Origin of the sequence: Mesobacillus maritimus (assembly GCF_044803185.1) — a bacterium.
Classification (GTDB): Bacteria; Bacillota; Bacilli; order Bacillales; family Cytobacillaceae; genus Mesobacillus_B; species Mesobacillus_B maritimus_B.
The window spans coordinates 737,307-758,205 of record NZ_CP085225.1 but is presented as its reverse complement, the minus strand read 5'-3'; the positions used below and the strand labels follow the sequence as shown (position 1 = coordinate 758,205).

General features: G+C 39.5%; 17 protein-coding genes. 2 read left to right on the top strand and 15 right to left on the bottom strand.

The features are described from left to right. Window positions 1-147: 147 nt before the first annotated feature. The 11 genes from argF to glp form a co-directional block, all read right to left on the bottom strand. Window positions 148-1,104: an ornithine carbamoyltransferase gene (gene argF / locus LG336_RS03690; protein WP_404331207.1), complete on the bottom strand. Its 957-nt coding sequence runs from the start codon at window positions 1,102-1,104 to the stop codon at window positions 148-150. Continuing rightward, window positions 1,101-4,214 (bottom strand): carbamoyl phosphate synthase large subunit, encoded by a 3,114-nt coding sequence (locus tag LG336_RS03685; RefSeq protein ID WP_404331206.1) that lies wholly within the window; start codon window positions 4,212-4,214, stop codon window positions 1,101-1,103. The genes argF and LG336_RS03685 overlap by 4 nt, the downstream gene beginning before the upstream one ends. Next, the gene (locus LG336_RS03680) at window positions 4,207-5,286 is read right to left on the bottom strand and encodes a carbamoyl phosphate synthase small subunit (RefSeq protein WP_404331205.1); all 1,080 of its coding nucleotides are present in this window, start codon (window positions 5,284-5,286) and stop codon (window positions 4,207-4,209) included. The genes LG336_RS03685 and LG336_RS03680 overlap by 8 nt, the downstream gene beginning before the upstream one ends. Before the next feature lie 73 nt (window positions 5,287-5,359). Then, window positions 5,360-6,517 (bottom strand): acetylornithine transaminase, encoded by a 1,158-nt coding sequence (locus LG336_RS03675; protein ID WP_404331204.1) that lies wholly within the window; start codon window positions 6,515-6,517, stop codon window positions 5,360-5,362. Further along, the gene (argB, locus tag LG336_RS03670) at window positions 6,517-7,287 is read right to left on the bottom strand and encodes an acetylglutamate kinase (protein ID WP_404331203.1); all 771 of its coding nucleotides are present in this window, start codon (window positions 7,285-7,287) and stop codon (window positions 6,517-6,519) included. Before argB ends, LG336_RS03675 begins: the two co-directional genes overlap by 1 nt. A gap of 9 nt (window positions 7,288-7,296) precedes the next feature. After that, complete coding sequence (gene argJ / locus LG336_RS03665) at window positions 7,297-8,532, bottom strand: bifunctional ornithine acetyltransferase/N-acetylglutamate synthase (protein ID WP_404331202.1); 1,236 nt, start codon at window positions 8,530-8,532, stop codon at window positions 7,297-7,299. A 10-nt stretch (window positions 8,533-8,542) separates the two neighbouring features. Beyond that, the gene (argC, locus tag LG336_RS03660) at window positions 8,543-9,577 is read right to left on the bottom strand and encodes an N-acetyl-gamma-glutamyl-phosphate reductase (RefSeq protein WP_404331201.1); all 1,035 of its coding nucleotides are present in this window, start codon (window positions 9,575-9,577) and stop codon (window positions 8,543-8,545) included. Between the two features lie 212 nt (window positions 9,578-9,789). Continuing rightward, on the bottom strand, window positions 9,790-10,506 hold the full coding sequence (locus LG336_RS03655) for a YwiC-like family protein (protein ID WP_404331200.1): 717 nt from the start codon (window positions 10,504-10,506) through the stop codon (window positions 9,790-9,792). A gap of 411 nt (window positions 10,507-10,917) precedes the next feature. After that, window positions 10,918-11,337 carry a respiratory nitrate reductase subunit gamma gene (locus tag LG336_RS03650; protein ID WP_404331199.1) on the bottom strand — a complete coding sequence of 140 codons (420 nt, stop codon included), beginning with the start codon at window positions 11,335-11,337 and terminating at the stop codon, window positions 10,918-10,920. 115 nt (window positions 11,338-11,452) lie between these two features. Continuing rightward, window positions 11,453-12,010: a molybdopterin-guanine dinucleotide biosynthesis protein B gene (gene mobB / locus LG336_RS03645; RefSeq protein ID WP_404331198.1), complete on the bottom strand. Its 558-nt coding sequence runs from the start codon at window positions 12,008-12,010 to the stop codon at window positions 11,453-11,455. Beyond that, window positions 12,004-13,269, bottom strand: coding sequence for a gephyrin-like molybdotransferase Glp (glp, locus tag LG336_RS03640; protein WP_404331197.1), 1,266 nt, complete (start codon window positions 13,267-13,269; stop codon window positions 12,004-12,006). Before glp ends, mobB begins: the two co-directional genes overlap by 7 nt. A gap of 237 nt (window positions 13,270-13,506) precedes the next feature. Between glp and ric the strand changes: the two genes are divergently transcribed. Next, window positions 13,507-14,217 (top strand): iron-sulfur cluster repair di-iron protein, encoded by a 711-nt coding sequence (gene ric / locus LG336_RS03635; RefSeq protein WP_404331196.1) that lies wholly within the window; start codon window positions 13,507-13,509, stop codon window positions 14,215-14,217. A 167-nt stretch (window positions 14,218-14,384) separates the two neighbouring features. Here ric and moaA read toward each other — a convergent pair whose 3' ends face one another. Continuing rightward, window positions 14,385-15,401: a GTP 3',8-cyclase MoaA gene (gene moaA, locus LG336_RS03630; RefSeq protein WP_404331195.1), complete on the bottom strand. Its 1,017-nt coding sequence runs from the start codon at window positions 15,399-15,401 to the stop codon at window positions 14,385-14,387. 450 nt (window positions 15,402-15,851) lie between these two features. Between moaA and LG336_RS03625 the strand changes: the two genes are divergently transcribed. Then, window positions 15,852-16,550, top strand: coding sequence for a Crp/Fnr family transcriptional regulator (locus LG336_RS03625; protein WP_404331194.1), 699 nt, complete (start codon window positions 15,852-15,854; stop codon window positions 16,548-16,550). Window positions 16,551-16,881: 331 nt separating this feature from the next. Here the strand turns inward: LG336_RS03625 and LG336_RS03620 are convergent, their stop codons facing one another. The 3 genes from LG336_RS03620 to LG336_RS03610 form a co-directional block, all read right to left on the bottom strand. Next, window positions 16,882-18,012, bottom strand: coding sequence for a TIGR04053 family radical SAM/SPASM domain-containing protein (locus LG336_RS03620; RefSeq protein WP_404331193.1), 1,131 nt, complete (start codon window positions 18,010-18,012; stop codon window positions 16,882-16,884). A 206-nt stretch (window positions 18,013-18,218) separates the two neighbouring features. Beyond that, entirely contained in the window at window positions 18,219-19,514 is a 1,296-nt protein-coding gene (locus LG336_RS03615) for an MFS transporter (RefSeq protein WP_404331192.1), read from the bottom strand. Between the two features lie 942 nt (window positions 19,515-20,456). Further along, entirely contained in the window at window positions 20,457-20,768 is a 312-nt protein-coding gene (locus tag LG336_RS03610) for a metal-sulfur cluster assembly factor (RefSeq protein WP_404331191.1), read from the bottom strand. Window positions 20,769-20,899: the final 131 nt, after the last annotated feature.

Here is a 20,899-nt window from a genome sequence, read left to right as displayed (position 1 = left end):
TATTCATCTTTTTTGGGGTTCTATTCGCGAAAACTTCCCGTCTATTCGCGCTTTATTCCCTTCACCCTAGATAAAAAAAAATGCACATGAGATAAATATGAGATCTCATGTGCATTTTTATTTTATTTTCCTGATTAGTCCCCATGTCTAGTCTTTTAGTAATTCAACTAACAAAGCCTTTTGCGCATGAAGGCGATTGCCCGCTTGCTCGAATACTACGGAATTAGGTCCGTCGATTACTCCTGCAGTTACTTCTTCCTCACGATGGGCTGGTAAGCAGTGCATGAAGAGATAATCTTTTTTAGCATTACTAACAAGTTTCTCATTTATTTGATAATCATGAAAGTCTTTTAATCGTTGTTCGTTTTCTTCTTCCTGTCCCATACTAGTCCAAACATCAGCATAAACTGCATCCGCATTGAGTACTGCCTCGACAGGATCCTCCGTAACTGTAATCCTACAGCCTGTTTGTTCTGCAATTTCTTTGCATTTTGAAGTTACTTTCTCATCTGGCCAATAGGACTTTGGTGCAGCGATTGCAAAGTCAATACCTAACTTCGCACAGATAGCCATTAATGAGTTAGAAACATTATTGCCATCCCCCACATACGCCAGTTTTAATCCGCGGACATCACCTTTTTTCTCAGTTAGCGTAAGAACGTCTGCAATTGCCTGACATGGATGCGCTAAATCCGTCAGTCCATTTATTACAGGCACAGTGGAATGATTGGCAAGTTCCTCCACTCGTTCATGTCCATGAGTTCGAATCATTATGGCGTTAACATATTGTGATAACACTTGAGCAGTATCAGCAATGGTTTCTCCACGCCCTAGCTGTGAATCTTGGTTATTCATATAGATAGCGTGACCTCCAAGCTGAAGCATACCTGCTTCAAAGGACATCCGTGTTCTAGTCGAATTTTTTTCAAAAATCATTGCGAGAATTTTTCCAGCTAGTAGGTTTTGCCCCGGTCCTTTTGATTTCAGTTCTACTGCTTTATCAATTAGCAATTGAATTTCCTCAGTAGAAAAATCAAGAATGGTCAGGAAATGTTTCCCCTTTAAAGACAACTTGTTGATTGTTGATTGCTGAGACTTGCTCATTTTACTGCCACACCCTTTTCCATTTGGTTTAACCATTCTCCCATCGCTTTTACATTCCACTCAGTGTTTTTAGTTCCTTTTAGATAAGCCATAAAGGTTTCTTCTTGAGAGAATATTAGCCTACGCTGGCGAATTGCCCATTGACGGAGAAAAACATCGTCACTGCTACTCCCACTACATAATACCCCAGCAATCTTTTCAATCTCGATATCATTTATTTCCCCTTCATATCGAATAAGTTCTACACCACATTGCGCCGCTTCTTGAATTAGTGTCTGATCACAACTTGTATAGAAAATTTTATTCCCCTTCAATTTAGAAGATATTGAAGTAAAGTATTTCTTTAATGCCTCTTCCGTTGTTTGACCGATACTTATCCCTTCTCCAGTTGACATCATTTGGGGACCTGTTTTAATATCGAGGCCTCTTAAAGCAAAATTAGAAAATACCGGATATTTTAAACAAACATACGGGCTAGGACCGTCCCCAAATACCGGTAATTCATTTTTCGACATATTGTATTTCCCAAGCAATATTTTTGTCGCTTTATTGACGAGAGGTACACCTGTCACTTTGCTAACAATCGGCATCGTTCTACTTGAACGTGGGTTTACCTCGAGAATATAGACCTGTTCCCCAGAAATAATATACTGTATATTCATCAGTCCCCGATAACCTGTATCTTTGATTATTAGAGATGCATATTCGATAATCTTATTTTCAACTGATTTAGATAATCCTTGCGCAGGGATCATTGATAAGCTATCACCAGAGTGTACACCTGTTCTCTCAATATGTTCCATGATTGCGGGGACGATTAAATGCTCTCCATCCGCTGCAAGATCAATTTCAGCTTCTCTTGCTTCTAAAAACTGATCAATTAGCACAGGATATTGAACGATACTCTTAGCTAAATGCCCTTCTAACTTCTCTTTAGTCTCAATGACCATCATATCTTGACCACCGATAACATATGAAGGACGAATTAAAACTGGAAATCCTATTGTATCTGCAGCATCCACTAATTCTTGCTCGTTTCCAGCAATTAAACCTTTTACGCGTGGAATATTTAAGTTATCAAGTAGACGATAAAACTTATCTCTATCTTCAAATAAATCAATCATCTCCGAACTCGTTCCAAGCAATGTTACTCCGTAATCCTCAAGTCCTTTTGCTAAGTTTAGGGCCGTTTGCCCTCCGAGTTGAACAATGACTTCGCTTATTCCTTCTACTTCAATAACATCAAGAATCTCTTCCAAGCATAATGGTTCAAAATAAAGTCGATCAGATAAAGCAAAGTCTGTACTTACCGTTTCTGGATTATTATTAATCATAATGGTTTCAATGTTTTCCTCTTTTAACGCAAGAACCCCATGAACGGAACAATAATCAAATTCGACACCCTGACCAATGCGAATCGGTCCGCTTCCTACAATTAATACCTTCCTTTTAGCCGTTTTCGGTGACTCATTTTCTCCAAAATAACAAGAATAAAAATAATTTGAGCTAGAATCAAACTCTGCCGCGCAAGTATCGACCATTTTATAACTTGGTTTGACGCAAAGCTTACTTCTTAAGTTTCTAACTTGCTTTTCAGTCATCTTCCACACCTTAGCAAGATAATCATCGCTGAAACCTTTTTCTTTATAAGAAGCTAATTGATCAGTACTCACCTCAAGAGCATTTACTTTTGCAATTTCTGCTTCAATTTGTACAATTCCCTCTAACTTGTTTAAGAAAAACAGGTCAATTTTTGTTTCAACATGAATGGCTTCTATCCTTTCACCCCGACGTAATAATTCCATTATTACGAAGAGTCTTTCATCTGACTGTTGGGTAAGGATTGACTTTAATTCCTCTGTTGATTTACTCTTAAAGACTTCCTGAGATAAATCTGCGAGTTTCATATCTAATGATCGTACAGCTTTAACCAATGCTCGTTCAAAATTTCGATCAATTCCCATTGCTTCTCCGGTAGCTTTCATTTGGGTACCTAGTCGGCGCTCGATTTCAGGAAACTTATCAAATGGCCATTTCGGAATTTTCACGACAACGTAATCTAGCGCGGGCTCATAGCTTGCGAACGTATTTCCTGTAACAGGATTCTTTAGCTCTGATAACAAGTGACCTACAGCAAGCTTTGCAGCCATCCTTGCAATCGGGTACCCCGTCGCCTTTGAAGCCAAGGCTGATGAACGGCTCACACGCGGGTTTACTTCAATCAGGTAGTAATTTTTACTTTCAGGGTCGAGAGCAAACTGTATATTACATCCTCCAACTATTCCAAGCGCGGAAATGATTTTTACAGCTGCAGAACGGAGCATCTGGTATTCGCGGTCTGTTAACGTTTGCGAGGGAGCAACAACAATTGAATCACCAGTATGAATTCCCACAGGATCAAAGTTTTCCATATTGCATATGGCAATACAAGTTCCGTTGGCGTCCCGCATCATCTCATATTCGACTTCTTTGTAGCCAGCAATGCTTTTCTCGATTAAGCACTGATGAATCGGACTCTCATTGAGGCCACCGTTCACCAAGCTAATAAGTTCTTCTTCAGTGGGAGCGATTCCACCACCGGTCCCGCCTAGTGTATAGGCAGGTCTCACGATAACGGGATAACCTGTTGCTTTTGCAAATTTTAGTGCTTCATCAACACTATGGACCACTTCACTCTCTGGAACTGGCTCATTGAGTTTATACATTAGGCTTCTAAACGCATCCCGGTCTTCCCCTTGCTTAATGGAATCAATTGATGTACCCAACACTTTTAATCCGTATTTCTCAATAATTCCCTGTTCACTCAACTGAAAAGCCATATTTAACCCTGCCTGGCCACCAAGGGTAGCAAGAAGCCCGTCCGGATTTTCTTTTTGGATTATTTTTTCTACACTTTCCACAGTCATCGGTTCAAAATAAATCGCATCCGCAAATTCTGGGTCGGTCATGACAGTGGCTGGATTATTATTAAGCAGGATCACTCGGTAACCTTCTTCTTTTAAAGCGATACAAGCCTGAGTTCCTGCGTAATCAAATTCGGCTGCCTGCCCAATAATAATTGGGCCGGAACCGATTACTAAGATGGATTGAATTCTAGTATCTTTAGGCATAATTTACTTCTCTCCGCTTCGTTGATTCAACAAGATTGATAAATTCATCAAATACAAAATCGCTGTCTGCTGGTCCTGGATGAGCTTCTGGATGGAATTGGACGGTTACTAGCGGTAGAGATTGGTGGGACAGCCCCTCAACAGAACCATCATTACTATTGATAAAACGTGCGGATAGGCCCGCTTTACTGATACTTTGTTCATCAACAACATAGCTATGGTTTTGTGACGACATGAATACCTTCCCTGTTTGATGATCGCAAACTGGCTGGTTGGCACCACGATGTCCAAATAGCATCTTTTTGGTGTCACCACCAAGAGCAAGGGCAGCCAACTGGTGCCCTAAACAAATCCCTAACGCAGGAAAATGTTCGATAACCTTTTTAATTTGTGGAAGTTTTTCTTTTAACTCTTTTGGATCCCCGGGTCCATTTGACAAGAGAACACCATCAGGGCGAAGAGATTGAATATATTCAAACGTACTATCGTATGGGACAACTGTCACCTTGCAGCCTTTGGCTAATAGACTATCTAGGATTGATTTTTTATAGCCAAAGTCAAAAAGGACAATATGTGGATAACCCTCCCCATATACTTGCGATTTTGAGATTGACACCTGACTAACTTTCATATCAGTGTTTAGAGTGAAGTCTTTCATACACTCCTTTTTGTCTGCAAGAATTGCTGGCATTGAGCCATGTTCTCGTATCCTTTTTACAACCGCTCGTGTATCAATATGAGACAGAACAGGAACATTCCATTTCTGTAGATAGTCACTCATGCTCATTTCTGATTCATAATGATAACAATTTGTCTCTGCCTCATATACAATTACAGCTGCTGGTTGTGGTACGAGACTTTCAGCATCTGCTTTATTAATACCGTAATTCCCTATTAACGGATAGGTAAAAACGACTATTTGGTCTTTATAAGATGGGTCCGTTAACACCTCTTGGTACCCCGTCATCCCAGTAAAAAAGACAACCTCTCCTTTAATTTCCTTGATCGGTTGTTTCCCTACCCATGTGCCTTTATAGGAAATCCCTTCACTTAGATGTAAGTAACCGTCCATAATTCACCTCGTATTTCCGAATAATTATATACAAAATTTAATAATTATTCATTTAATCTCTAAAAATATCCGGCTATACTGCTGCCGAAGTTACGTCTGCTAATGTAGATTTCAATAAACTTATCGCCTGATCAATCTCACCCTTGGTTATATTAAGGGGCGGAAGCAAGCGAATGACCTTTTCTCCTGCAGGCAAAACAATTAAACCTTTGGAGCGTAGTCTGGAAAGCACTTCTGGAACATTCCCGGATATTTCAATTCCGATTATTAGGCCAATCCCTCTGATATCCAGCACACCTTCTAGCTTGCCGAGGTTTGCCTCAATTTGATTGTAAAGATATTGACCCATAGTTGTGGTTTCAGTTAAGAACTGTTTAGTGAAAACCATTTCCATAGTAGCAACTGCAGCGGCAATGGCTATTGGATTGCCACCAAATGTTGATCCATGACTTCCTGGTCCGAAAGCCTCTTGAAGCTGTGCTGTTCCAACCACTGCACCAATTGGAAATCCACTTCCTAAACCTTTCGCAACCGTAATGATATCTGGCTTTAAATTGTAATGCTGAAAAGCAAACGGTTTTCCTGTACGACCAATCCCTGTTTGGATTTCGTCAACAATCAACAATGCACCATTTTCTTTACATGCTTTTTCGATAATCTTTAGAAACTCGGGGTCCACAACGTTTATTCCGCCTTCGCCTTGGACAATCTCTAGTACAACTGCAGCAGTATCCTGGTCAATTTCATCTAAGAATGCCTCTACATGATTAAAAGGCAAATGGATAAAGGTTTCGAGCATTGGTCCAAAACCGTTTTTAATCTTATCTTGACCCGTTGCTGCCATCGAACCAAATGTCCGACCATGAAATGAATTGTTGAATGAAATAATCTTGGAACGGCTCGTTGCCTTCCTAGCAAGCTTCAGCGCAGCCTCGTTTGCCTCAGCACCACTATTTGCAAAGAACACTAAGTCTAACCCTGCTGCTTCGGCTAGAAGCTTTGCGGCTTTTTCCTGCATCGATTGTGGGAACAGATTTGAAACATGCCAGAACTTTTTCAGTTGTTCCGTAACAGCTTGCTCGATGTGTGGATGACAATGACCTAAATTGCAAACACCAATTCCTGAAGTGAAATCAAGATACTCTTTTCCATCCACTGCCGTAATCTTTGTTCCTTTAGCGCTAGCTGGTTCAATTTCCCAACGACTATAGGTCGGAAATAAATGGCTCATTATTTAACCCTCTCTTTACTGGTGATTGCCGTTCCTGCCCATTCCCTATTCTTATAAAAGGCCTTTTTCCCAGAAACAATCATAACCCGATTAATTCCTTTATCAAGAACTGAAATTGCTGATTCTACCTTAGGAATCATTCCACCGTAGATATGCCCAGAGGCAATATATTCTTGAATCTCAGACGAAGATGTTTCTTCAATCAGCTCCCCTTCAACAAGGATTCCATCTACATTGGTTACAAATAAGCAGCGCTCCGCACCTAATGCCTTTGCAACTGCGGCGGCCGCATAATCTGCATTAATATTTAATCGGTTGCCATCTTCTGAAGCCCCTATTGGAGTAATAACTGGAATTAGTTCGGATTCTATCAGTTTATTAATTAACTCCTTATTAACCATCGTAACAGTACCAACAAACCCAAGCTCTTCTTTGTTGATAAAATCTGCTACGAGACACCCTCCGTCGCTTCCATTAAGCCCAATCGCATCTAATCCACCTTCAGCAAGTAGACTAACAAGTTGTCGGTTTGTTTTGCCCGAAAGGACCATTTCAACGACTTCCATTGTTTTTTCACAAGTAACTCTAAGTCCATTATGAAACTTTGAATCTATCTTATATAGATCGAGCATCGCATTGATTGCTGGCCCACCGCCATGGACAATAACTGGTTTATACCCATCATTTTTCAAAGAATGAAGAGCATCAAAAAATGCTGGGGATAACTCATCAAGTACACTACCGCCACATTTGATTACGATTGTTTTCATAGTAACCTCCTATGTCCGATAGCTTGCATTAATTTTGACATAGTCATAGCTAAGGTCGCAGCCCCATGCGGTTCCTGATCCAGAGCCGACATTAAGGTTCACTGTAATCTCAATTTTCTCTTGTTCCAAGTAGGCTTTAGCCTGTTCTTCGGAATAAACCAGTGGATTGCTTGCTTTCAGCAATTCCATTGAACCGAGTTTTATATCAACAGTATCCGGATTTACAAAAGCATTCGCTTGACCTACAGCGCCTATTATCCTTCCCCAGTTTGCATCAGCACCATAAATGGCCGTTTTCACTAGGTTGGATCCAACGATTTGCTTCGCAACTGCTCTAGCTTCTTCATTTGAAACTGCACCGATAACGGAAACCTCCACTAGCTTGGTTGCGCCTTCTCCATCTCTGGCAATCTGTTTCGCAAGGCTTTCACAGTTTTCTTTTAATAGCTGTATAAAAGTAGGCCACTCTGGATGTTCTGGAGATAATGGCTCGTTCCCGGCATGGCCATTAGCCATAACTAGAACCATATCATTTGTAGAAGTATCTCCGTCCACTGTGATTTGGTTAAATGTGATGTCGGTTAACTCTTTTAAAGCGACACTTAAATGCTCTGATGAAATATTGGCATCAGTTGTAATAAATCCTAGCATAGTGGCCATATTCGGATGAATCATCCCTGAGCCCTTGGCAGCTCCACCAACAAAAACAGGCATACCATCAATTTCCGCCTCATAACAGCTGCTCTTCATTACTGTATCAGTAGTAAGAATCGCTGTTTGGAAATCCTCAGCATTTTCCGCTGATATCCCAGGATTTAATGCTTGAATTCCTGCCTCGATTTTATCCATTTGAAGAAACTCGCCAATAACACCTGTCGACGCTACAGCAATGTGATGCTCTGCTATATTAAAGGCTTTAGATGTCGAGGATCTCATTTTATAAGCATCATCAAGTCCTTGTTGTCCGGTACAGGCGTTCGCGCAGGCACTATTCACAATGACAGCTTGGATTAAACCTTCCTTAGAAATACTATCCTTCGTTACGATTATTGGGGCCGCTTGAAAAGCACTCGTTGTATAGACAGCGGCACAATTCGCTGGGGTCTCGCTTAGGATAATCCCAACATCTAATTTGCTATATCTAAGCCCAGCATGAACCCCTCCAGCGCTAAAACCTTTTGGACTTAAAACACCACCTGCATCGATCTTTCTAACAATCTTCTTTTCTGTTAATGCCTGTTTCATTGTGTCCTCCTTAAGGATAGATTGGAATAAAGTTCAATCCCGCCTTTTCATCGATTCCGTTCATTAAATTGGCATTCTGTACCGCCTGCCCGGCAGCACCTTTCATTAAATTATCTATCACTGAAACAATGGTCAGGCGACCAGTTCTTTCATCAACATTAAGTCCAATATCACAAAAGTTTGAACCACAAACTTCTTTAACAGATGGATACTGGCCTTCTTTCCGCACTCTTACAAAGGGATGATTCAAATAGGTTTCTTGGTAAAGTTCCACGACTTCGGATGTAGTAAGCTCTTTTTTTAGTTGAACGTAAATGGTCGTCATAATTCCCCTTGTAATCGGAATTAAATGAGTACTAAAGGTAACCGGAGTACTATGTCCATCCCATAATTTGAGTTGCTGTTCAATTTCTGGGATATGCTGATGCTGATTGACCTTATAAATTCTGAAATTATCATTCATTTCCGCAAAAGCAGTTGTTTTTGAGAGTGTTTTTCCGGCTCCAGAAACACCTGACTTTCCGTCAATAATTATTCCTTTAGGTTCAATAACTCCAGCTACCGAAACAGGCCCAAGCCCAAGTAAAGCGGCGGTTGGATAGCAACCCGGATTCGATAGCAACTTAGCATTTATTATATTTTCGCGATTCCACTCACTTAGACCATAAACTGCATCAGCTAATGTATCTTCGTTGACGGCATCGTGTTTATACCACTTTTTATATTCCTCTGAGTTTTTAATCCGAAGATCTCCAGATAAATCAACAACTTGAATGTCTTTTCCGTAAAATTGTTGCGCGAGTTTTCCTGAGATACCAGATGGTGTAGCAAGAAAAACAAGATCTGCTTCCTCAGCAATTTGCTCTGGCTCCACTTTTTTCAATGAATCTTCAAATATACTATTTAGATGAGGAAATTCCTCTGTAATGGGCATTTCCTCCCTAGTTGAGTGAATGGAGTGAATGCGGAATATAGGATGATTATGTAATATCCTAATCAATTCGCCCCCACCATAACCTGTTGTGCCGATAACCGCTACCTTCACTCTACTCCCCCTTCCTATGGTCAATGTATAAATAACCATTTAATTTTATATTTATTAATTTCAGTTCTTTTTATTATAAGAACTCCACATCAGAAACGCAACCAATTTCGTAAAATTCCGCAAATTTTTTTTGCGAAAAAAACCATAATAGGCGGAGAGAATCATATATACAGAGACAAAAAAACACGACATGTTTGCCGTGTTCAAATTTACTATATGACTGCAAAAAGGATGATGATAAAAAACAGTGCTGCATTTACGATTTCATACACACCAAGTTTCATCATCCCTAAAGGGTTGCCATAAAATGCTATGGCTCTAATCAAACTAGGTATGAAAGCTAATGCTACGATCCACTCGCCGATAAATAGCCAAACAATCGGAACAACAGCATGATAAATCCATGAAATATATTTGTAACGTATATTTTTCTTTTCACGTACCATTGTCTTCACATAAATTGTACTCCCAACAAAGAAAAGGATAGAGGCGAAAAATGCCAACCAAGCTTCTAGGGTCAGATTACCACTTGAAAGATAACTACTTGCTAACCCTGCAATACTAAAATTTATAATTGCACTAAGATCATTCATAAGAGCTCTTTCGTTTTTCCTACTTGAATAGTAAGCATTAACGGTAAAGAATGGGAGCATCGCTAGTCCAAAGTAAACAATAGTTGGAATAGTAAGTAATGGTACCATTAGTAAGGCGAGTGCTGGAACAAGGTAAATAATGGTCCACTTACGATAGAAAGGAATGTTTTTCTTTTTAAATAGAAATAGCATTGGATACGTTGCTAAGTATAATAAAAGCCATCCGAGGAAGAACGGGATATGCTGCCATACGATATCAGTTGCTGCGGCACCTAGCCAGAACGGAATGATAAGCATGGCCCAGGCACCGTGTTGCTTCGGTATAAATAACTTCACAATCATCACTCCCTTACATTTCTATTCTTACTATAATGCACGTAAGAATACTATTAAGTGAAACTTGTCACATTTGAGAGCACTACTGATTGTGAAGTCACGAAATCGTCAAAAAGCGAAAAGCGGAAGCGCCTTGGTCAGGCCCGACAGGCATAAGACTCACCTGAATAGAAGGCGTTCTTTGCCTTCAATTCAGGGGTGGCTTATGACCCGAGGGACTAGGCGCTGGAGCTGGACAAGCAGAAAAGCGGAAGCGCCTTGGTCAGGCCCGACAGGCATAAGACTCACCTGAATAGAAGGCGTTCTTTGCCTTCAATTCAGGGGTGGCTTATGATCCGAGGGACTAGGCGCTGGAGCTGGACAATTCTCTAACTCATAACTATTTATCTTGATCTAAATAAAAAAGACATCTTAAAGATGCCTTTTAACCAAGTGAAGCTTCAGGAGTAATTCTTTTATATATAAATGTGGTTTTGAAAGGTAACAAATTTTATTAGAGAAGGCAAGACTAAGCAAAAATAAAAACACAATCACTATGTGTATTTGTGATAAAAAGGAGATATTTTTTATTAAACTCATGTCTGGTTGTAACTGTATAAAGCTTAGAAACCATAAAAACAACTGAGCAATTTCATCATAAAGATGAATAACCACTAGCCCCGTCAAAGTACATAAAACAAGCAACCATTTTAGTGATCCCGTAATGAACCTTTCTGAAGTTGTCTTCGCCTTTCCACTACTAGGAGTTTCCAATTGCCAAATAAGCCCCATTCCAACGATAGCCACCACTGTATAAGGAAAAACAATCCACAACATTTGATACATTTCCATCTTTTTCACCTCTACCACGTATTAAAACAGGTATATCTACCTATTTATTTTAACTAGTTAGCAGTGAAAGCACAGTGATAAATATCGCTTGTATGTCTAATTTGCGAATTTTTTTTTACTTTTTTATGTCTGAATGATTTTGCTTATTTGAAAAAAGAACTGCTGTCTCTACATAATTAACAATCCAGGAGTAAAAGTCCTCCACTTCGGAGTAGACAGGATAGGATAATTTCTTTTGAAGCATGCTGGCTAATTCCGGTCGTCGACTTAGGATTACTTTAATATTTGTTAGCTCTTCAAGCAGGTGCAAATCCCTTTCATCTCGAAGCAGAACCGCCTTCGGAAAAACTTCATGCTTGTGGCCTTCAATCAGGATTGTATCGGGGTTAAGAGCTGTCACTAATTGTATCTGTTCCGCTAGTCTCCAGTCAGCCTTTTCTGCCTGTAATAACACCCTCCCCTCTCCCTCAATGAGAGATGCAAAGGCACCCGCGTCTACGTGGCGCCCTGAATCCTTATTTTCCACCATATCCGGTTTCCCACCATGGCCATGATGTTTTATCGTGACAACTTTATATCCTTGAGTAGAAAGCCTATTTATCACTTCATACATAGAGGTTGTTTTCCCACTATTTTGGTAACCAACCAGCTGAAATAGAATTGGCTTTACCATGGCCATTGATTACCAGTCTGGTCTTCAAGCAGAAGCACATCTACTTCTACTCCATGTTCAAATCCTCTCGTTCCACCAGGTAGGATCATCAGAGAATTTGCCCCGGCAAGACTCATGATAATATTCGACTTATCTAAACCACTAGGGGTAACAACTAGTCGTCCATCCTCAATTGTCAAGGAACTTCTTACAAATCTAGTGAAAGGATTTGCCTTCGGGAAATCTGCATTAAGTACGGCTTTCTCCTTTCGAAGATGCGGCGAGTCAATACTTAACATCGTCCTTAGGATTGGGCGGGCAAATAGCTCAAAACCAACATAACAGGCTGATGGATTTCCCGAGAGGCCAAATAACAGTTTTCCATCTAGATGTGCAACGGTAGTAACACTGCCAGGACGCATTGCTACTTTATTAAACAGGACCTCAGCCCCAAGCTTTTCATAAATTTGTGGCAAGTAATCAAAATCTCCGACAGAGACACCACCGGTTGTGATAAAAATATCGACTTCGTCAATTGCGCTCGCAACTGCCTCAAAACAAGTATCAAAATCGTCTGGAAGTTGACCAAAGTAACGGACGTCCGCTCCGACTCTTTGAATTTGGGCAGAGATCATATATGAATTACTATTCCGGATTTTTCCTGGAACTAGGGGTTCATGAACCTCCAGTAATTCCGTCCCGGTTGCATAAAGTCCAACAATTGGTTTTTTGGCAACAGGCACCTTATCATATCCAAAGGTAGCTAGCATTGCCTGAATACCAGGGTTAATAAACGCTCCCTTGCTGACAAGCACTTCCCCTTCTTTTGCATCTTCCCCACGGTAGGAAACATTCTCTCCTTTTTTATGTACCTTCTTAACGCTCATATATTTTTTACCATCTTGACTGGTTTCCTTCGCTAACTCAAGCATGACAACCGCATCTGCACCAACTGGCATCTGGGCACCAGTCATAATTCTCACGGTTTGATTTGGTCCTAGCTCTTTATCCGATAACATCCCTGCACCAATATGATCGACAACTTCAAACATAATGGAATTGGATTGAGAAGCTTCGCTTGTGTCGATAGAACGTATCGCAAATCCATCGTATGGAGCTCGATCAAAATGAGGCACATCGCTAGTTGCTCTTAAATCATCAGACAAAAACCTTCCAAAACTTTCATTTATCGAGACCCATTCAGTACTTCCATTCTTTTTAAACTTCATTACTCTATTTACAGCTTCTCCAATTTGAATCGGTGTTCGTTTCTCTAGCATATTTTCAGCTCCTAGTACTGGGCAATGTAAACTAAAATTAATTAAATCTATCTTTTCATTATAAGAGTAAATGAAAACACACAACATGACAAACATCACAATTTTTCAACTTTCACTTCCAAATTATACCTTTCAAAATTTTTATCAAGGTGTGATACATATCACCTACTATTAGAACCATTTCCTTTATGATTAATTTGTAAACAATAATTGGATTTCTTTAAGGAGGAAACATAAATGCAACTTCCATTTAATGAACATACATTAGTAAGAGACATTGTTAACTTATTCCCTAAATCAAGTGATATCTTTAAAAAGAATCGCATCGACTTTTGTTGTGGCGGCAGCATTCCGTTAACAGAGGCAGCAGCGGAAAAAACGGTTAATGTTGAAGCGCTAATGGTAGAACTAGGTGAATTATATGCAAAAAATGCAAATTCCGCTGAAGATATGGAGTTCTGGACTCAAACAGAATCTGCTGTATTAGTTAAGCATATCCAAGAGCAGTACCACCGTACACTTGAAGAAGAGCTTAAGCTTATGAGCCCATATGTAACAAAGGTTGCACGTGTTCATGGAGCTAATCATCCAGAACTTATCAAAATGCATGATCTTTTCTACGAATTGAAAAATGAATTACTTGAGCATACTGCCAAAGAAGATGCGACTGTATTCCCTGCTCTGCTCTCATTGGATAACCCAGATTTACCAAACCGTGAACAAATTCTTGATGAGATCCGCGAACTTGAAAAAGAACATGACCATGCAGGTGCAATTTTAAAAGAACTTCGTGATGTTACATCTGACTTCAATCCACCAATGGATGCTTGCGGAACATACCGTCTAGTTTACAAACGCCTTGAAATGCTAGAAGAGCATACTTTCATGCATGTTCATTTAGAAAACAATATCTTATTCCCACGTTACTTTGAAAATTTAACAGCTTAATCCTATAAAAACACACGACTTTCCTTCCTTGTAATAGGAAAATCGTGTGTTTTTTTGTTATAGCGTTAGAAGCGCTTAATATTGAACTTTAGGGCATTGAGGCGGACTACAAAAAAAGTTAGACTCCTATGCTAATCCACGAGAGCCCAACCTCTTAAATGTGTATATCAACCACCAATATAAGACATTTCAATTTTCTTACGGTTTGCGATTGTTTCCGCCGTTCTTACGTCGGAATAACGATCATCACGACCATTCCATATCCCGGTAATCTTTTCTCTTAATTCCTCATCGCTAGCTCCAGCTCTCATGAAATCACGAAGATCATGGCCATTTCCATTGAAGAGACAAGTGAATATTTGACCATTTGCCGATAGTCTGGATCTTGTACAGCTTGAGCAGAACGATTCAGAAACAGATGAAATAAATCCAACATGCACGTTTGTTCCTTTATAGCGATACCTTTTAGCTACTTCGCCAAAATAAGCAGCTCCGGTATGTTCGAGCTCATAATTTTCTTTCAACAGCTCATAAATTTCTTTTTTTGTAATGACATCGTCCATTTTCCAACCATTTGTACTACCGACATCCATATACTCGATAAAACGTAGTTCAAGATCCTCATTCTTGCAGAACTCGGCCATCGGAAGGATTTCTTGATCATTTAAGCCCTTTTTCACAACCATATTTATTTTTACGCCAAGACCTGCCTCCTTGGCCGCTCTAATTCCTGTTAAAACAGGACCAGTTTTGACCCCACGACCATTAATCTGACCAAATAATTCGTCATTTAAGGTATCTAAACTAATATTAACCCGCTTTAATCCAGCTGCTTTTAATGGGGCTGCAAGCTTAGGTAGCATGACTCCATTCGTCGTTAAGGCTATATCCGACAACCCTTCTATGGCCGATAGTTTCTCGACCAAAACCGGGAGATCCTTACGCATAAGCGGCTCTCCACCTGTCAGTCTAATCTTTTCAACACCAAGTCCGATAAAAATTCTTGCTACCCGTTCAATTTCCTCATATGACAAGAGTTCACTTTTAGGAAGAAAGGCAAAGTCCGGTCCAAAGATATCAGCTGGCATACAGTACGTACAACGGAAATTACAACGATCAATGACAGATATGCGCAAATCACGCAACGGTCGATCTAATTTGTCTTTAACTAATTGTCTACTCATCTATATCAACTCCATAATGAAGTTTTGCCCGTTCCTCAATTAAGGAAATAACAAACTATTATAATGATAGTATTCCTATACCTCAGTCTAAAGTACTCATCAATGATTATTATGCTATTATCAATGATACTATTATTGAATCATAAAAACTACAATCATAGTGCAAATAGCTTAAATTGTCATGAGCTTGTCATAAGTTTCAAGGTAGGAATCTGTGAGAAACTTCCATTTTAATAAGTGCCAATATCACCTAGTAATCAAAAGCGTGGACGTCTCTTTTTAAGAACAATTATAAAATGTTTAGTTCTAAATCATTTTTTACGAAAGTGTGAACAACCTCACTGAAAAATCGTGACGAATTTTCAACAAGTGCGTTGCAACACGGATTTTCCACTATACGAATGTTATTATTAGTGACATGAAAGATAAATGGACTAAAGGATGATGAGCATGCCTCAACTAAACAAAGCAACACACTCCATTGAAATAAAAGAATTACTAAATTTTGCAGATAGAACCATACAGGTTAAGAAAGGGTCTTATCTTTTTCAAGAAGGAATGGAAGCGACTGAGCTTTACCTCATTCTTTCAGGAAAGGTCCAAATTAGTAAGGTAACAAAAGACGGACGTGAACTCGCCCTCCGTATTTGTGGAGAAAATGACATTTGTGGTGAGCTTACTTTATTTACGGAATCTCCAAAGTACCTTCTAAGTGCCCTACTACTCGAGGACGCTGAAATAGTTGCCATTAAAAAAGAAATAATAGAAAAAGAAATCTTTCAAAACCCCACACTCGCCTTTGAATTCATGAAATGGATGAGTGACCATTTCCGTAAGACGCAAACAAAATTTCGGGATCTTGTTCTTAACGGAAAAAAGGGAGCACTATTTTCAACCTTAATTCGGATGACAAACAGTTACGGTGTCCATCAAAAAGATGGAATATTAATTGACCTTCCCCTAACCAACCAGGAACTTGCAAATTTTTGTGGAACTTCACGGGAAAGCACAAATCGAATTCTTAATGATTTAAAACGAGAACAAGTTATTTCAATAAAAAAAGGGAAAATCATCGTTCATGATCTAGAGTTTTTAAAAACTGAAATTGGCTGTGAAAATTGCCCAGCAGTGTTTTGCAGTATCGAATAGGAGAGGAGCCTTTACAATGGCTCCTCTCTTTTTTTAGGCATTAAGGAGTAAAGCAAATCTTTATTTAAGGCTCTTTTCGTAATGATTATTGTTAAAATTGTAAAAATCTTAAAGCCGATTTTTACTACCTAAACTAAAGCCGATTTTAACGCAAGAAAAGCAATTTTGTACGTTATAGTAAGTTTGCAAGCTCTTTTCTCATGGTTAAAAAGGTATTTGCAGCGAACAAAGCTTGATCGATTCTATTTTGTATCCAAAAAGCAACAAAGTTTGAGAAAAGATCCTTATTTAAAAAAGGGGAACCTGCAGCATTTGCCGTTCCCCTTTAAACTTATGATTCTTGTTTTGCTTTTTGTTTCCTCATTGATTTTGGAATATAAACACAGAACGGTTCGCTCTCTAGGTAATCACCTGTCATGGCGTAAGCTCTTGAGCGTGAGCCTCCACATACATGCCTAAATTCACATACTCCACATTTGCCTTTGTATTCATCAGGATTTCTTAGCGACTTAAATATAGGTGATTCTCGATAGATTTCCGCTAATGGTGTTTCACGTACGTTCCCTGCTTTAACCGGAAGTAAGCCACTTGGATATACGTCGCCAATATGTGAGATGAACACAAACCCATTGCCGTCATTTACCCCTTTAGGCGCACGTCCCAATCCATCAATGGACCCGGTTAAACCTTGCTGTGTTAAAGCATCAAGGTATTGGATATCCTCCGGCTGCTCCTTTGCCTCACGCATTTTATTTTGAATCACGACACGACGATAATGTTGTGCTGCGGTTGTCTTAATGTCAAATTTCACTTTCTTACTTAGATCATATAACCAAATAAATACTTTCTCATGTTCAGCAGGGGTAATCATATCCTTCTCTTGGCCTCTTCCCGTCGGAACCAGGAAGAACACACTCCACAGGACACAGTCCAATTCCTCAATCAATTTAGCCATTTCATCTAGGTAATCATAATTATATCTGGAAATCACCGTATTGATTTGAATCGGAATCTCCAACTCATGTAAATATTTTATTCTTTCCATAGTTAGGTCAAAGGAACCAGCTGTGCCACGAAAATGGTCATGAATCTCGGCAGTTGGTCCATCTAAACTAAACGCCCATCTGGAAAGGCCCACATCCTTCGCCTTCTCGATGGCCTCCTTCGTTACATTTGGGGTAGCACTTGGAGTCATGGAAACACGAACCCCTTTTTCAACCGCATAAGCGGCAATATCAAAAACATCCTCTCTCATCAGAGGGTCCCCACCGGTAAAAACTAGCATAGGGTTATTCATTTCATATATTTGATCGATTAACGCTTTTCCTTCTTCAAAACTCAACTCTCTTGGGTCACGTCTATATTGAGCCTCTGCTCGACAATGGAGACACTTTAACTGGCAGGCCCTTGTTAATTCCCATATGACAATAAACGGATCTTTATTAAAATCTCTTGAAAACATCTGATTGGCCCCCTATATAAACTCTTCTATAAGAACAGTATAAATAACTTCCCCATAGTGTTAAGTGAGTTTCCTCACAGATAAAAACCGCCTTTTGACAGTTTTGTGAAGTTGTTATCGCACTTTATAAATAAATGATGCTCTAGTAAGTCTAAAACCAATAAAAAGAATCAGGGACTTACCATTCCTGATTCTTTTTACGTACATTATTTAATTTTCACTTCGGCGTTTTTACGCTGGTAATAGTACCAGTTTATCGCAATCGATAGGATATAAATTGCGATGAAAATATACAAAGCATTAATTGGCGTGCCAAAATTATTTGTGGACCACCCAAATAACTGTGGAATTAGGAAAGAACCATACGCCGCAAACGCAGCGGTAATTCCTAGAACTGGTGCTGATTCTTTAGCTGAAAAGATATTCGGAATCATTTGGAACGTTGATCCAGAGCCCATTCCTGCTGCAATAAACAGGATGAGGAAGGCGGAAAGAAAGCCTGCAAAGTTAGCTGCGTTTGTAAAATAAATTACCACAAAAGCTCCAACTGACATGACGGACAAAGTAATTGCGGTAATGAGCACCCCACCGAATTTGTCGGAAAGCCAACCGCCAACCGGACGAGCCGCTGCTGCAAGGAATGCACCAATCCATGCTAAGCTAATATACTCTGGGAAAAGGTTTTTCAAAACCAACGGAAAAGCTGCACTGTACCCAATAAAAGAACCGAATGTAGCAACATACAATATAGTCATAATCCAAGTATGCTTTTTCTTCAATACAACAAATTGTTGTGATACAGACTGTTTTGCACCTGGTAAATTATCCATCCCAAAGTATGCTGCAACTGTCAAAATGATAATCGGAATAACCCATACAAAAGCAGCGTTTTGAAGCCATACTTGTGTTCCATCTGGTAGTATTTGACCTTCTGTGTTCCCACCGATAAAAGCAAAAGTGCTAGTTGCGATAACCAATGGGGTGACGAATTGAACGACTGAAACCCCCATATTTCCTAATCCACCATTGATTCCTAATGCTGTTCCTTTTGCAGCCTTTGGAAAGAACATTGAAATATTTGAAGTAGAAGAAGAAAAGTTTCCTCCGCCTAATCCACATAATGCAGCAAGTAAAGCCATCACCCAAAAAGGTGTTTCCGTATTCTGAACTGCAAAACCGATGCCCAGGGCTGGTAAAAGAAGAATACCTGTAGCAAAGACCGTCCAGTTTCGACCACCAAAAGCGCCCGTTCCAAAAGTATAAACAAATCGAAGCGTTGCACCCACTAAACCAGGCAGCGCAGCTAATGTAAACAACTGCTCCTGTGAAAAGGCAAAACCAATATCATTTAAACGAATTGCAACAACCGACCAAATTTGCCAAATAATAAAAGCCATCATCAAGGCTGGGACCGAAATCCAAAGATTTCGTTGGGCATGTTGTTTGCCCTCCGCTTCCCAGAATCTCTTATCTTCTGGGTTCCATGTAGTGATTCTAGCCATTTTAAATTCCCCCTGTAGGTTTTCAAATAAACAACATTTCTGTGATTGAAATCATATTAACATGACCCTCGTTTTAATAGGATAAACCTTGAGAACAGTACACAATTTTGTAACAAGTGCCGACAAAAAATAGCCACATTTTTAATCTGTCCAATCCCTTAGAAAATAAAAAAACGCCTGAACATTTGTTCAAAGAGTTCGGATTTCGAATACAAAAACTAAATAAGCACACCAATTAGCAGCCCTATTCGCAACTGAATTAGACTGCTTCTTTTTTATTGATATATATGGGGTTTAATAAAATAAACGGTAAATCCGCCCTGAATTTCGAACCCCTTTTACATGGTGTCATAAGTTTTTGTCGGCATGAAAATTCGCATGCTAATTGTTGTATCAATTGGTGTGCTACAAAAGATATTAACTAGCAGGGTGTGGGTGTTGATGTCTGAGAGGCAGATACATGAAGCAGATATTCTTTCTTATCCTAAATTGAGTAACCCCTGATTGTTTAAATAAGGGGAGTTTTTCCCGTTAACCTACAGAATAGGGCTCGGTTCGGGGGATATAAGGGGAGTTTTTCCCGTTAAGGCAAAGCAAAATGGTCCATTTTCATGTTTTTCGAGTAAATAGGGGGAATCTTTCCCTCTATTCCATCTATTTTTCGTGCTATTTCCAAAATAAGAGGAATTTCTCCCCTTATTTTAATAGCTTATCGCCTGGCAATTCTTGAAAATTAGGAAATCGCTGAACCGGTGCTTATCTTGGGATAAAAAATGCTTGGAGCATATATGTCTCCAAGCATTTTTCTCTTCTGATTTACTTGCCAAATTGCTTTTTAATTCTAGTCCGAATTACTATTCGAGAAGCACTGTTAATTCAAATTTTGTACTTCAAAACAGAACCCGTTGTACATTTGTTCAGACGTTTTGATGTTATTGAAGATTAATCCCTAACTCCAAGGGCAATTTTAGCATAACGAGACATCATATCTTTTGACCATGGTGGGTTGAAAACGATATTCACTTCTGTTTCCTTCACTTCTGGAAGATCGGACATTGCGTGCTTTACTGAATCGACAATCGTTCCTGCCAATGGACACCCCATTGAAGTCAAGGTCATCGTGACTGTTAATAAGCCATCTTCATTTATTTCAACATCATATACGAGCCCTAGATTAACAATATCTACTCCTAGTTCCGGGTCTACTACCATTTCTAATGCACCCATGATGCTGTCTTTTAAATCTTGATCCAAAACGCCTCACTCCTTTTAAAACTTGTATAACTAATATCTTAACAGTTTTTTCATACTTTTACAGCCTTTTCACTTCACAGCGCCTTCTATTAATTGTTATGGGAAGTGAATCTTCTTTTAGATTAGATGAA